This window comes from Streptomyces sp. CA2R106 (genome assembly GCF_037034245.1).
In the GTDB taxonomy this organism is placed as follows: domain Bacteria; phylum Actinomycetota; class Actinomycetes; order Streptomycetales; family Streptomycetaceae; genus Actinacidiphila.
Genome location: NZ_JBAGKC010000023.1, coordinates 111,932 through 125,255 on the forward strand (window position 1 = coordinate 111,932; position 13,324 = coordinate 125,255).

At 70.8% G+C, this 13,324-nt stretch carries 10 protein-coding genes; 3 read left to right on the forward strand and 7 right to left on the reverse strand.

The features are described from left to right. Window positions 1-116: 116 nt before the first annotated feature. The 4 genes from WA788_RS26685 to WA788_RS26700 form a co-directional block, all read right to left on the reverse strand. Complete coding sequence (locus tag WA788_RS26685) at window positions 117-470, reverse strand: histone-like nucleoid-structuring protein Lsr2 (protein WP_335981376.1); 354 nt, start codon at window positions 468-470, stop codon at window positions 117-119. A gap of 113 nt (window positions 471-583) precedes the next feature. Beyond that, the gene (locus WA788_RS26690) at window positions 584-2,644 is read right to left on the reverse strand and encodes an LppU/SCO3897 family protein (RefSeq protein ID WP_335981378.1); all 2,061 of its coding nucleotides are present in this window, start codon (window positions 2,642-2,644) and stop codon (window positions 584-586) included. Continuing rightward, the gene (locus WA788_RS26695; protein WP_335981380.1) at window positions 2,596-3,534 is read right to left on the reverse strand and encodes a protein phosphatase 2C domain-containing protein; all 939 of its coding nucleotides are present in this window, start codon (window positions 3,532-3,534) and stop codon (window positions 2,596-2,598) included. Before WA788_RS26695 ends, WA788_RS26690 begins: the two co-directional genes overlap by 49 nt. 77 nt (window positions 3,535-3,611) lie before the next feature. Continuing rightward, complete coding sequence (locus WA788_RS26700; protein ID WP_335981382.1) at window positions 3,612-4,295, reverse strand: vWA domain-containing protein; 684 nt, start codon at window positions 4,293-4,295, stop codon at window positions 3,612-3,614. Window positions 4,296-4,706: 411 nt separating this feature from the next. Here WA788_RS26700 and WA788_RS26705 point away from each other — a divergent pair, with 411 nt between their 5' ends. The 3 genes from WA788_RS26705 (at window position 4,707) to WA788_RS26715 (ending at window position 10,663) form a co-directional block, all read left to right on the forward strand. Beyond that, window positions 4,707-5,567, forward strand: a complete 861-nt coding sequence (locus tag WA788_RS26705) for a hypothetical protein (RefSeq protein ID WP_335981385.1) — start codon at window positions 4,707-4,709, stop codon at window positions 5,565-5,567. Window positions 5,568-6,196: 629 nt separating this feature from the next. After that, window positions 6,197-9,250 (forward strand): alpha-mannosidase, encoded by a 3,054-nt coding sequence (locus WA788_RS26710; RefSeq protein ID WP_335981388.1) that lies wholly within the window; start codon window positions 6,197-6,199, stop codon window positions 9,248-9,250. Window positions 9,251-9,514: 264 nt separating this feature from the next. Continuing rightward, the gene (locus WA788_RS26715; RefSeq protein ID WP_335981413.1) at window positions 9,515-10,663 is read left to right on the forward strand and encodes an ROK family transcriptional regulator; all 1,149 of its coding nucleotides are present in this window, start codon (window positions 9,515-9,517) and stop codon (window positions 10,661-10,663) included. A 228-nt stretch (window positions 10,664-10,891) separates the two neighbouring features. Here the strand turns inward: WA788_RS26715 and WA788_RS26720 are convergent, their stop codons facing one another. From WA788_RS26720 to WA788_RS26730, 3 genes are all read right to left on the reverse strand, one after another. Next, window positions 10,892-11,734 carry an aminoglycoside phosphotransferase gene (locus WA788_RS26720; RefSeq protein ID WP_335981391.1) on the reverse strand — a complete coding sequence of 281 codons (843 nt, stop codon included), beginning with the start codon at window positions 11,732-11,734 and terminating at the stop codon, window positions 10,892-10,894. Between the two features lie 74 nt (window positions 11,735-11,808). Next, the gene (locus tag WA788_RS26725) at window positions 11,809-12,480 is read right to left on the reverse strand and encodes an Asp23/Gls24 family envelope stress response protein (RefSeq protein WP_335981393.1); all 672 of its coding nucleotides are present in this window, start codon (window positions 12,478-12,480) and stop codon (window positions 11,809-11,811) included. Continuing rightward, on the reverse strand, window positions 12,471-13,058 hold the full coding sequence (locus tag WA788_RS26730; RefSeq protein ID WP_435132822.1) for an RNA polymerase sigma factor: 588 nt from the start codon (window positions 13,056-13,058) through the stop codon (window positions 12,471-12,473). The genes WA788_RS26725 and WA788_RS26730 overlap by 10 nt, the downstream gene beginning before the upstream one ends. Between the last annotated feature and the right edge of the window lie 266 nt (window positions 13,059-13,324).

Here is a 13,324-nt window from a genome sequence, read left to right on the forward strand (position 1 = left end):
GGCCCGGCGCGGACCCGGGGCGGGCGGCCGGAATGCGGAAACCCCGGCTCGGAGGGATTCCGAACCGGGGTTCCGGGTGGGTGGACGCGGCGGCGGTGCCTTGGGCGGGGCAGGGGTCAGTGGGCCTTTTCGTACGCTTCCCGTACCGTCGCCGGGACCCGGCCGCGGTCGTTGATGTCGTAGCCCTGCTCCTTGGCCCAGGCCCGCACGGCGGCGGAGTCGTCGTCCTTGGCCGGGCGGGTCGCCGCGCCCCGGGGACGGCGGCCGCGGCCGGTGCCGGCGTCGCGGACCCGGCGGGCGCCCTCTGCGTGGAGGAAGGGGCTCAGCGCCTCCATCAGCTTGTCGTGGCTGTCCGGCGTGAGATCGATCTCGACCCCCGCGCCGTTGACCAGAATCGTGTACGTGTCGATCTCTGCGGACTCTTCCCCGGTGAGGTCATCGGTGTAGAGAGTCACTACCTTCTGTGCCATGCGAGGGACGATATGGCCTCGCACCTGGCCTTGGGTAGTCGCCCCTCACCGGAAGGACGCCGGGCCCTCTCCGCTGCGGTGCGCGCGACCTCCCGGCGGGGGCGGGCCCGGGCTCATCGCCAGCGCCAGCAGACGGTGTAGGCGAAGGCCGGGTAGTCGTTGGAGCGCCACCACACGGAAGCGTCGCCCTGGCAGAAGGCGGGGTCGTCGTAGGTGTTGGTGCGCCCCGAGACGTAGACGTTGGACTTCGCGCAACTGCCGACGTTGGTGAAGGTGTTGCCCGACTTGACCAGGCACTCGTTGCGCGTCGCGTAGCCGGCGTCGTCGGGGTACTGCATGGACAGGCACAGCAGCACGTCGAGGCCGGAGTTGCCGGGGACGGTCATGGTGCGCCACTGGTTGTAATGCGGCCAGTTCTCGCACTTCGAGTGGGCTGTCGTGCCGTGGTAGACGGCCAGGACCTTGAAGGTGCCGGTCGAGCAGGGCAGCGTCGACCACTCGTCGGCGCCGGGTGCGCCGAACACGCAGTCGCCCTGGGAGGCGTGGAACGAGCTGCCTCCGGAACTGAGGTAGCTCAGGCACAGCACGCGGTCGTAGGCGGTGGACGAGACGCTCTCGTCGCTGTCGGTGACGCCGTCGCAGCTCTTCAGGTCGGTGGTGTCGGTGTTGACCTGGACGACTTTGAAAGTCCCTGTTGTGCAGGAGGCCGTGCTCAGGTCGGCGTGGGCGCTGTCACCGGCGTCGTCGAAGCAGTCGCCGACTGCCGCGGTGGCTATGGGGTCGGTGGGCGTGGGGGACGGGGTGTCGGGGTCGGTCGACGGGTCGTCGCTCGGGTCGTCCGACGGGTTGCCGCCCGGATCGCCGATGCTGCCCAGGTCGTCGCCGGTGTCGTACGGGTCGGCCGAGGTGGTGCCGGGGTCGGGGAAGGGTGTGTCGCTCCAGCCGGGGTCGGTGGCGGGGGCGTCGGCCTGCGACTGGGCATGGTGGTGGTGGCCGGTCGCGATGAGGAGGACCAGGATCAGGATTCCCGCGAGGATGCCGGCGGCCTGCTTGATGCCGGCGGCGGCGGCGGTGGTGGTGCGGGTGCGGGTGCGGGGGTGGGGGCGGCCGGGTCCGGAGCCGGGGGAGCCGGGGCCGTGGGGGCCGCGGGTGGCGGCGCCCGGTCCGTTGCGCTGCCCGGGGGGCCGCTGGTTCGCGCCCGCCGTCGGGGCGCCCTTCTTCCGGCCGCCGGTGTGCGGCTGGTTGGTCGTGGTGGCGGCGGTCGACGTGAGCTGCTCGGCCCAGGCCGCCGGGGTGGGCCGGGTCGCCGGGGGCGGGGCGAGGGAGGCGCGCGCCAGGTCGCCGAGGGCGGTACCGGCCCGGGCGAGCCGGGCGGGGTCCGTCGTCGCCTGGTCGCGGGCGAACAGGCGGACGGCCAGCAGGGCGAGCTTGTAGGTGTCGCTCGCGGGGGTGGCGCGCTCCTCGCCGTTCGGGATCTGCCAGTCCGGTGTCTCCGCCTGCGGCAGCACACTGGTGCCGTTCAGCCGCATGGCGTCGCTGTCGATGAGGAAGCACTCGGGCCGGGGCGTCAGCGTGAACAGCAGGTTCTTCGGGGAGACGTCCCCGACGGCCACCCCCAGCTTGTGGAGGCGGTCCAGAGTCGCGGCGAGGTCGGCGAGGAGCAGCAGTCGGTCGCGGTCGCCCACGGACAGGCCGATCCCGGCGACGTAGGTGTCGTCGTTGAGGAGGTACTCCACCGTGGCCAGCCGCCGCGGCCCCGTGCTCGCACCGGCCAGCGTCCTCAGCGTGAAGTGGAAGCGGTCGGGGACGGCCCGCATCAGGAACCCGCAGGCCAGGCCCTGGCGTTTGACCACGACCGCCGGCCACGCGGTCTTCTCGCACAGCCAGCGGGCTTCCCCCTCGGGGAGCCGGCCGAGCAGCGCCACGGCCGCGTCGAGCGCCCGGGCGTCCAGGTCGGGCAGCGCCGCGGGGCCGTACTCCTTGTAGACGACCTCCCAACCGCCGTCCGGCGCCGACTTGTTGATGCGCTTGTTGCGCACCTGGTGGACGGTGCCCTGGCCGCCCTGGCCGAGGCGGTCGCCCAGCACCAGGGCGGCGGCGTCGACGGACGCGGGGCCGGCGGCGGTCATCTCGGCCCGGCCCCGGGCGGCGGTCCCGGGTTCGTCCGGGGCCATACGGCCAGCAGCGTGCGGTCGTCGTCGAACGTCTCGCGGGAGAAGTCCAGCACGTGGGCGAGCCACAACGGCGGCGGGGGTACGGCCAGGTGGCGGGCGAAGAGCGCGCCGACCGCGCCGTCCCCGTCGCCGAGCGGATCGCCGAAACCGTCGGTGCCCGCGAGCAGCAGCCAGGGGTCGCCCAGCTGGAAGGCTGCCTGTTCGGGCTGGGCGGGGACGTGCGGCAGCGGCGCCACCTCGTTCGTGACCAGCGCGTCTGTCGCGCCGCCGGTCTTGGTGCCGAACAGCGCCCGGTAGTGGCCGCCGGCCCGGTCCAGCAGCCAGGCACCGGAGTCGCCGATGCGGAAGACCTCGACGCGCGGGCCGTTGGCGGCGGGGCGGACCGCGCCGGCCACCACGGTGGTCGCGTACAGCCGGGCCACGTCGTCGGGCGTCACGTCGGTGGTGCCCAGCCGCCACCGGGCCAGCTCTTCGAGGCGGGCGGCGGCGTAGGAGGCGACATCGGCCAGGTCGAGGGGGCCGGGGGACTGGCTGAGCAGGTGCAGCATCCGCTCGACGCAGGCCCGGCTCGCCTCGACGGCGCCCTGGTGCGACTCGGTGGCGCTGGAGACGCCGTCGGCGACGACGAACACCACGCTGCCGGTCGCCTCGTGCACCGCGGCCCGCGCGGCGTCCTGGCGCGGCTGCCGGTAGTAGCGGTGCTTCGCGCCGCGGATCGAGGCGAACCGGACCGTGAGGTGGTCGGTGGACCAGCCGTCGCACTCGCTGTCGGGGAAGTCGAACGCGTACTGGTCAGGGGGCCGCGCCTCGAACTCCATCCCGGGGATGTCGACGGTGATCCGCTGCCAGGGCTGCGGGCCGCCGTCCACGGCAGCGGCTGCGGCCGGCACGGTGGTTGCGGGGGCGTGCGGTGGTGCGGGTGGCGGCACGGGGCTCCCGGACGGGTTGCGCCGCGGGTCGGTGGGAGTCACAGGCCGACCTCGTCGATCGCCAGCGTGAACTGGTCGGGCTGGTTGACGACGAGCTGCGGAGCGGCCGAGTTCAGCGCGTGGCCGGTCGCCACCAGGCTCGTCGTCAGGGAGTGGAAGAACTCCGCGACCGCCTTGCCGATGTCGGTGCCGGGCTTGGCCACGAACGCGAACTCCGGCCGGGTCGCTACGTCGACCATGGTCTGCGCCAGCGCGTCGCCGATGCCGCAGGCGATGATGTTCGGCGCAGTCGGGGTCCGTTCCCGGTCCACCAGGGCGGCGTGCGCGGAGTGCCAGTCGGTGCCGTCGGTGGGCTGGCCGTCGCTGAGGAAGAAGATCACCGGGCGGTGCACCTTGTAGCCGTCGCCCCGCAGCCACTGCACGTCGGACGGGATGCGCTGGAGCATGTCGTCGAACACGGCCCGGTAGCTGGTCATCCCGCGGATCGCCACCTGCGGCAGGGAGGTCTCGGTGCGCATGTCGGCCACGGCGAGCCGCACCTGCACGTCGTCGGAGAAGCCGAGCACCGCCAGCCGCAGCTTCGCCGCGACCATCGGCTCCGCGCGCAGCCCCTCGCACAGCGACGTCACCCCGCCTTGCAGGTCGCCCAGATACGGCCCCATCGACGCCGACTCATCGGCCACGACATAGGTCGGCAGCAGCACGCCCTTCGTCTCCGCCATCGCAATCCGCCTCCTCGCACTCGCTCGCTCATGTGGTGTGCGGGCCCCGCCCGTCGCTGCCGCGGCCGGCGCCCCGCACCGCCGATGCTGCTGGCCGGTCCGCCGAGTTCCCAGGTCACGGGACCCGTCATATGTGGCCGATCGGCTTGGCGCGTCGCAGGCGGCACCTCCTGCTGCCGACGGGGCTACCGGGGCGGTCACTTGGCCGTGTCCGCGGCTCGGCCCGGTGAACGGCGGGGCTGTGGCAGACTCGGCCCACCGGCCGGCGACCGACTGTTGGGGGACAGCATGCGAACCGGGACTGCACGGTGGCGGGTAGGGGCGGTCGTTGCCGTCTTGGTCGGAGCGCTTGCGGCCTGCGGGAGCAGCGGCGGAACCAAGTCCGACCCGACGCCGACCCCCGATCCGCCGGTGTCCGTCCACTTGGACGCGATCGACACCTACGCCCGCGGTACGGACGGCCTGCTGGCGATGTCCGTGCACACCAACAGCGCCCACCCGCCGCAGGCGAAGGTCACCCTGCGCTTCGACGTGCCGGCCGGAAAGTCGCTGAAGACGCAGTACGAGCCGCAGGGCTCCACCGGTTGGGACGGCTGGCCCGCTCTCGAACTGACCCGCTCCCCCGGCCCGACGGCCGGACTCGACACGCTGACCGGCAGCTACACCGTGCCCCTCGACGACAACGGCCTCTGGCGCGTTTACCTCAACCCGCAGTACGGGCCGTCCCGCGCGGACGACGCGGTGGTGGTGCACGTGACCCTCAGCGCCGCCGGCCGCACCCTGGCGACCGACAGTGTGCAGGCCCCACTCGCCGCGGTGACCGTCACCGAGGTCGGCGCACCCGGACACGGCACCACCCTGCACCGCAGTGGAACCTGGTCCGAGGCGACGTACGAGGTCCGCAACAACTCCACCCGGGACATCGCGCCCCTGAACGCCGGGCTCTATATCTCCCCGTGCGACCCGGACACCGCCATCAGCTGCGACCCCACCGGCGACCAGGTGGCCGACGGCTTCACCGTCCAGCGGTACGACGGCCACCGCTGGGTCTCGGCCGGGCCGGGCAACGGCTCCGCAGTCCGGGTGCTGAGTACCTCCCTCAAGGCAGGCGCCACCGTCCGTGTACGGGTCCGGCTTCGGGTCGCCTCCGACTCCGACCTCGGCAACGACGTCGACAGGGTCAACGTCGGCCTCGCCGCCGCCGGGAAGATGCCCGGCGCGAAAACCTCCTCGTTCGACTCCGCCACCCGGACGTACGACATCGCCCGGTGACGCCCGCGGCCCGAGCCGGGATCAGCAACCTGCGGAGGACGCCGACCGGTTCGCGCTGACTCCGACCGCCCGTCGGCCGCCACCCACCCTGCGGGCTTGCTCGGGGGTCCTTCCGCAGCAACCCCTTCGGTGACGCGTGCCCGGGCGGGGTGGTGGGGGCCGAAGCGGGGTTCGTAAAACGTATTGACAAACTCCGTTGCCTGTTCGTAGGTTCGTACGGCACCACACCGACGCCTACCGTGCGGGGGACTCGGCCGCCGTTCACCCGGCGCCGCGACGTCTGGTCGCCGACACCGCAGGAATCCGATCGCCTTGCCTGTCCCGCCTAGCGCTGATGGGAGCGTGCAACGACGTTGGCCACCGACATTCGCCGGGCGCCCACCGCCCGTGCCGCCCTGGGGAAGCATTTCCCGCTGCCGGTTGCGGCGGATTCGTCCCGCCCCCCGCAGGGCACGGATCGACCATTCGAAAGGCCGGAAATGTCGCGGCGCCCTCAGCGCAGAGGTACATCGCCGCAGCAGTCTTCGGACACCCCCGTCCTCCGTGAGCGTCCGGAACCGGCCGCCACAGCCGGTCGTTGACCGGCAGCACCCCGCCCTGTCGAGTCCAGCCATCAGGAGACCGTTCTCATGCATGACGACCGCCAACTGGTCGAGGCCCGCCTGGAGCGCGTCCTGCGGGAGCGCATCCGCCCGGCAATTCACCCGGAGACGGTGTCGCTGACCGTGGAGATCTGGTCCACGTCCGGTGAACCCGTACCTGTGGCGGAGGGGTTGTCGGCACAGACCCGGCCCATCAGCGCGGGCACACCTTGGGGCGCGCCCTGGGGTACGAGTTGGTTCAAGGTCAGCGGAACGGTGCCCGAGGACTGGGCCGGCCGGACCGTCGAGGCCGTGCTCGACCTCGGCTTCACCCCGCGCAGCCCCGGCTTCCAGTGCGAGGGCCTCGTCTACCGGCCCGACGGCACACCGATCAAGGGGCTCCACCCGCGCAACTCCGCTGTACGCGTGGCCTCGCCGGCCAAGGGCGGCGAGCAGGTCCACTGGCACATCGAGGCCGCGTCCAACCCGGTCATCGACAGCGACGTGCCGTTCATGCCCACCCCGCTCGGCGACCGGGCGACCGCCGGCGACGCCCCCCAGTACGTCCTCGGACCGATGGTGCTGGCGGTCTTCGACGAGACCGTATGGAACCTGGTGCTCGACCTGGAAGTACTCGGCGAGCTGATGGCGGAGCTGCCTGTCGAGGGTGCGCGCCGTTGGGAGATCCTGCGCGCGGTCAGTCGCGCACTCGACGCCCTGGACCTGCAGAACGTCAACGCCACCGCTCAGGCCGCGCGGGAGGCGCTGGCGGGTGTGCTCGCCGCGCCCGCGGTCCCGGCCGCGCACCGGATCAGCGCGGTCGGCCATGCTCACATCGACTCGGCGTGGCTGTGGCCGCTCCGAGAGACGGTACGGAAGGTCGCGCGCACCGCCTCCAACATGACGGCCCTGCTGGACGACGACCCCGACTTCGTGTTCACGATGTCGCAGGCCCAGCAGTTCGCATGGATCAAGGAGCACCGGCCCGAGGTGTACTCGCGGGTCAAGCAGGCGGTCGCCGACGGCCGCTTCGTGCCCGCCGGCGGCATGTGGGTGGAGTCCGACACGAACATGCCCGGGTCCGAGGCGATGGCCCGCCAGTTCGTCCACGGCAAGCGCTTCTTCATCGAGGAGTTCGGGGTGGACAACGAGGAGGTCTGGCTCCCCGACACCTTCGGCTTCGCCGCCGGCCTGCCACAGATCATCAAGGCCGCAGGCTCCAAGTGGCTGCTCACCCAGAAGATCTCCTGGAGCCGTACCAACACCTTCCCCCACCACACCTTCACCTGGGAGGGGATCGACGGCTCTCGCGTCTTCACGCACTTCCCGCCGGTCGACAGCTACAACTGCGAGATGGCGGGCAGCCAGATCGCACACGCGGCGCGCAACTTCAAGGAGAAGGGCGCCGCCAGCCACTCCCTCGCGCCGACCGGGTACGGCGACGGAGGCGGCGGCACCACCCGCGAGATGGTCGCCAAGGCCGCCCGGCTGCGCAGCCTCGAAGGGTCGGCGACCGTGGAGTGGGAGGCGCCCGCAGCCTTCTTCGCCAAAGCGGAGGCCGAGTACCCCGACCCGCCGGTCTGGGTCGGCGAACTGTACCTGGAACTGCACCGCGCCACCCTGACCAGCCAGGCCCAGACCAAGCGGGGCAACCGGCGCAGCGAGCACCTGCTCTACGAGGCCGAACTGTGGGCCACGACCGCTGCCGTCCGCACCGGCGCCCCTTACCCTTACGAGGCGCTGGACCGGCTCTGGAAGACGGTGCTGCTGCACCAGTTCCACGACATCCTGCCCGGCTCCTCGATCGCGTGGGTGCACAGCGAGGCCCGCCAGACGTACGCGCGAGTCGCGGCCGAACTCGAAGCGATCATCGCCCAGGCGCAGGGCGCACTCGCGGGCGCGCCGAGCGGTACGGGCAACCAGGCCGCGGAGACCGATGCCGCGGATCTGGTGTTCAACTCGGCCCCACACGGGCGCGGCGGCGTCCCCTCCGGCGGGGCGGCGCCGGGCACCTCCGCGGGCGCATCGGTGGCCCCCACCCCTCGCGAGGGCGGCGGCTTCGTCCTGGACAACGGCCTGCTGCGGGTCGAGATCGACGGACGCGGCCTGGTGGTCTCGGCCTACGACATCGCGGCCGACCGCGAGTCCATCGCCCCGGGGCAGGCGGGCAACCTGCTCCAGCTCCACCCCGACCTGCCCAACCAGTGGGACGCATGGGACGTCGACGCCTTCTACCGCAACGTCGGCACCGACCTCACCGACACCACGGACCTCCGTCCCGACGGCACCGGAGTGCGGATCGAGCGCACTTTCGGCAACTCCCGCGTCGTCCAACTGCTCTCGCTGCCCGCGGACGCCAAGCGGATCGACATCGACACCGAGGTCGACTGGCACGAGACGGAACGCTTCCTGAAACTCGCCTTCCCGCTGGACGTACGGGCCGACCGGTACGCCTCCGAGACCCAGTTCGGCCACGTCTACCGGCCCACCCACCAGAACACCAGCTGGGAGTGGGCGAAGTTCGAGGCGTGCAACCACCGCTTCGTCCACCTCGACGAGCCCGGCTGGGGCATCGCCCTGGTCAACGACGCCACCTACGGCCACGACGTCACCCGCGCGGTGCGCACCGGCGCCGACGCGGGCACCACGACCACGGTGCGGGCCTCTCTGCTGCGGGCGCCCCGCTTCCCCGACCCCGAGACCGACCAGGGAGTCCACCGCTTCCGGCACGCCCTGGTGCCAGGCGCCACGATCGGCGACGCTGTCCGCGAGGGCTACCGGGCCAACCTCCCCGAGCGCCGGGTGGCCGGCGCGAACACCGTCACACCCCTGCTGACCGTGGACAACGACGCCGTCGTGGTGAGCGCCGTCAAGCTCGCCGACGACCGCAGCGGCGACCTCGTCGTCCGCCTCTACGAGGCGAACGGCGCCCGTACTCGCACCACGCTCCGGGCAGACGGTTTTGCCTCCGACCGGTCCGTCCTCACCGACCTGTTGGAGCGCCCACTCGCGGACACCGCTCGACCGGATCTCGCCGACGACGGCCTGGCCATCACGCTGCGTCCCTTCCAGATGATGACGCTGCGCATCCCGCGCGCCTGACCACCACATCCCACACACACCACGACTTAGCACCCGAAAGACGACACCGGCCGCCGACGAAGGAGGTGAGGACGGGACGGCGGCTGAGCCACTCCGGTCGGCTCCGGAACCCGGTGGCGTAGCATGCCAGCCATCATCGCCGTCGAAGGGACGGCGGCCTGGCGCCGCGTCCGCCGTCCCAGGCTGGGAGAGACACGGTTGACGACCATCGACAGCGCCGGCAACGACAAGGCACCGATTCGGCGCGGCACCAACCTGCCCCGTATGGGCGACTACAACGAGTCCGTCGTCCTCGATGCCATCCGCCGCCACCCCTCCGGCCTGAGCCGGGTCGAACTCGCCCAGGCCACCGGCCTGTCCGCCCAGACCGTCTCGAACATCACCCGTCGCCTGCTCGACCAGGGCGTGGCCCGGGAATCCGGGAAGCAGAGCACGGGTCCCGGCAAACCACGTACCCTCCTCGAGGTGGTCCCCACCGCCCGATACGCGGTGGGTGTCCACCTCGATCCCGCGGTCATCACCTACGTCCTGGTGGATCTGCTCGGTGCGGTGGTCGCCCACCACAGCGAGCGCACACCGCGAGGCGGGGGCTCCGACCAGATCGTGGCCGACATGGCCGACTCCGTGTCTGCCCTGATCGACCGTGCTGGTATCGACGCCGAACGCCTGCTCGGCCTCGGCATTGCCGCTCCCGGTCCGATCGACACCGCGGCTGGCCAGGTCCTCGATCCCCCCGAACTCCAGGGCTGGGGCAGCTTCCCGCTGCGGGACCGGCTCAGCGAAGCGACTGGCTACCCGGTCCTGCTCGACAAGGACGTCACCGCCGCGGTCGTGGCCGAACGCTGGGCGGGCGCCGCCACCGCGAGTCACAATCTCCTGTTCTTCTACTTCGGCACCGGTTCCGGCATGGGCCTGGTGGTCCAGGACACGGTGCTGCGCGGCGTCTCCGGAAACGCGGGCGAGGTCGGCGGCCTCGGCGCGGGCTGTTCGATTCGTATGCTCGTCGACGAAGCCATCGGCCTCGGGGTGCTCGGCGGGGAGTTCACCGTGCTGGACCCGGCCGATGCCCCCCGCGGCGTCGAGCGGCTGGCCACGCTCGTCGCCGAAGGGGACGAAGCAGCAAAGACCCTGATCGACCGACTGGCCGTCCGGATCGGCCGCGGGGTCTGCGCCGCCGCAACCCTCCTCGACATCGACACCATCGTTTTCGGCGGTACGACCTGGCAGGTGCTCGCCGACCATCTCCTGCCAGTCATCGAGCCGATGGTCGCTCGGTCCCCTTTTGTGAAGGCCACGCATCCGACGGCGGTCGTCACCACCATCCTCGGTGAGAACGTCGCCGCCGTAGGAGCCGCATCCTTGGTGCTGGACCAGGCGCTCTCCGCCCGGCCCACCTCGCTGCTGCTGGGCTGAACCCACCCACCGGCGTACCGCCTCCACCCACCGGCCACTGATCGCCCGCACAAACCGCCAACGCGCGGGGCGTGATCTGAGGCCGACGCCCCGAGGCACCGAAACCGCAGTCACCGACCTCACCTCACTTTCGTCCGTGCCAGGCGCGGAGGAGCCCCCAAACGGGCCCAACGCACTGCCAGCGACCTGGAAACCCCTTGACCTCACCTGACATAACCCAGGAACCGACTAACTCTGAAGCGCCGCCAACTTCCTCACCACGTCGATGGCTTTTGCATACCGCTCCGGCTCACCGGGCTGAGCTCGCCCAGCCGGCCCCGCACTCTCGCTGTGCGCGACGAGCCTGAAGATCAGCGCGCGAACCAGCATCTGCGACCAGTCAGGATGATCACCGTCACCGGTCAGCAGGTTGGACGGAAGGTCGAACCAGAGCAGACCGTCCGCGACCACGATGGCCTCGGCGAACGCCGGCGGCCGCCAATACGGCGAGAAGTCGATCACGGCAGGCGCTTCGTCCTCGGCGAAGAGCACATTGCCGGTGAGGTCACCGTGAATGAGCTGAGCGTCCGTCTGCCTTATCGGGCGCCTCAACGTCAGAAGAGCCGAGAACGGAGCGGTGAGATCGTCGATCACGTCGATGTCCTGCTCGCCCCACGCGACCCGATCGCCCACAGCCCACGGATGGGTTCGTCGGTCGAGGAAATCCGGTCGGCTCACTCCTCGCAGGGCAGCGTGGAAGGCACGTCCGGCCCTGAGCACACCGACCCAATGTTCGCGAGGGCCAGGCTCGCCGGCGAGGAACTGACTGGCCGTCCAACCGTCCACGACGCTCCGACCATCAGTGGCCCGGAGTTGCCGTGGGAGCCGGAAGTCGTCGTCCGGCACCAGGCTCTCGAACAAGGAAGTCGCCCACTCAACCTCGTCGGCGGACCCGTCGGCAGGCTTGAACACGAACTCACCGACGAGAACGCTCCGCCCCTGCCCACCAATCAGTGGGACTGGGGAGCCCTTCACACCGAAGGCGTCAAGAACGGCGCTGGGCGGGACAGTAGTGCTTGGCAACTCAGTCATGCCCGGCATCCTTCCGACAACTCCTTGGCCAACGCACACGCTTTTCACCCACCTCGGGCCTCCACGGTGCTGCGTCATCGTCCCGGCCCTCCACAATCGGCCCCGCCGAAGCAGTCAGCACGGAGTAGGTCAACTGATGCCACATGCATGCCCAATTGGCGGTCGGCGGCTGTGAGCACCTCCTGACGCACCCGATCCTCAAGCTCGTCGATACCGGGAACGAAAGGCAAAGCCACCTCCAGTCGCACGCGGACCGGCGCACCGCCGGCCCGCACTCCGGCGTCGGGACTCCCGAACGGTTCGTACAACTCGTCCACCACGATGGGCATGATGCAGCACGAACCCGCTCGCACCCCCGGAAGCGACTCGGCGGCTGCGCACAGCACCCGTGCCATCTCCGTCTCGTCGAACCACGTGCCACCGTCGGAGTCGCCGAATGGCCGGCGGCGACCAGACCGAGGTTCCAGGCGGACCAAATCCATCACGCGTTCGGCGAGATACTCCGTGTCCTGCGGAGCGCCACCGGAACGAAGCTCCAGGACCGCGGCTCCGAGCAGATCGAGGTCGGCCAACGCGGCCATGCAGTAAGGGCAAGTGCGAGCATGCTGATCACTCTCGCTGCCGCCCTCGGTCTCCCAGACATCGGAAAGCATCCGGCCACACACCAACCGCTCATCTCCCGGCATCTGTTCCGGCACCGGACCATGCATGCGGCCCCTCCCACTCGGCTTGTCGGTCATCGCCATGCGCCCATCGCCTCCGTCAGGCCACGTCGTGCACGGAAGATGCGGCCGCGAACTGCCTGAGTGCTGATCCCGACCAGCTCGGCGATCTCCTCGTACGTCTGTCCGTTCAACTCTCTGAGCACCCAGCAGGCCCGCTGTTCCGGCGAGAGCCGGGACAGTGCCTGGAACAAGGCGCTGGTTGTGGCCCGCGACTCGGCTACGCGCTCGGGCGAAGCCTGGTGGTCCGGTGCCGCCGGCTCAGGGGAGCCGTCGAGCGGGACGACCGGGCGACGCGAGCGCAGGAGGTTCAGACAGCGGTTGGTGACGATGCGGTATATCCACGTCTTGAACCGCGCCTCGCCGCGGAACTCGGGAAGCCTGCGCCAGGCGCTGACGAAGCCGTCCTGAACGGCGTCCTCGGCCTCGGCGCGGTTGCCGAGCAACCGCTCAGCAAGCTGCAGCAGCGGCCCCACATGCCTTTGCACGAGCGCGGCGAAGGCGTCCTCGTCACCCTCTCCCGCGCGTACGGCGAGTAGCTCGTCGACCGGTGGTTCGGACGTGAGCAGACCAGCTGCCGTCTTTGTCGGCGGTGGCCCGATCGTGGATGTGACGTCGCTTTCCGAGGCGCTTGGCAGCGCCGTGTTGCCGGTGCCCGCGCTACCCGGCCTGGTGATTTTGCGGTGTCCCGACACGCGGCGGCTCCTCTCGTTTGTTCATTTCTTTCGACACGCGAGAACGCCGAATGTCACGCAGCCACGTCGGATCAGTCCGGAAAAAATCCTCACCGCGGACGCGTGACGAATCGGGGTCTGCGGGGTCCAACTCATTAACCGCACGTCATGACAACGCACGATCGAGGAGGCAG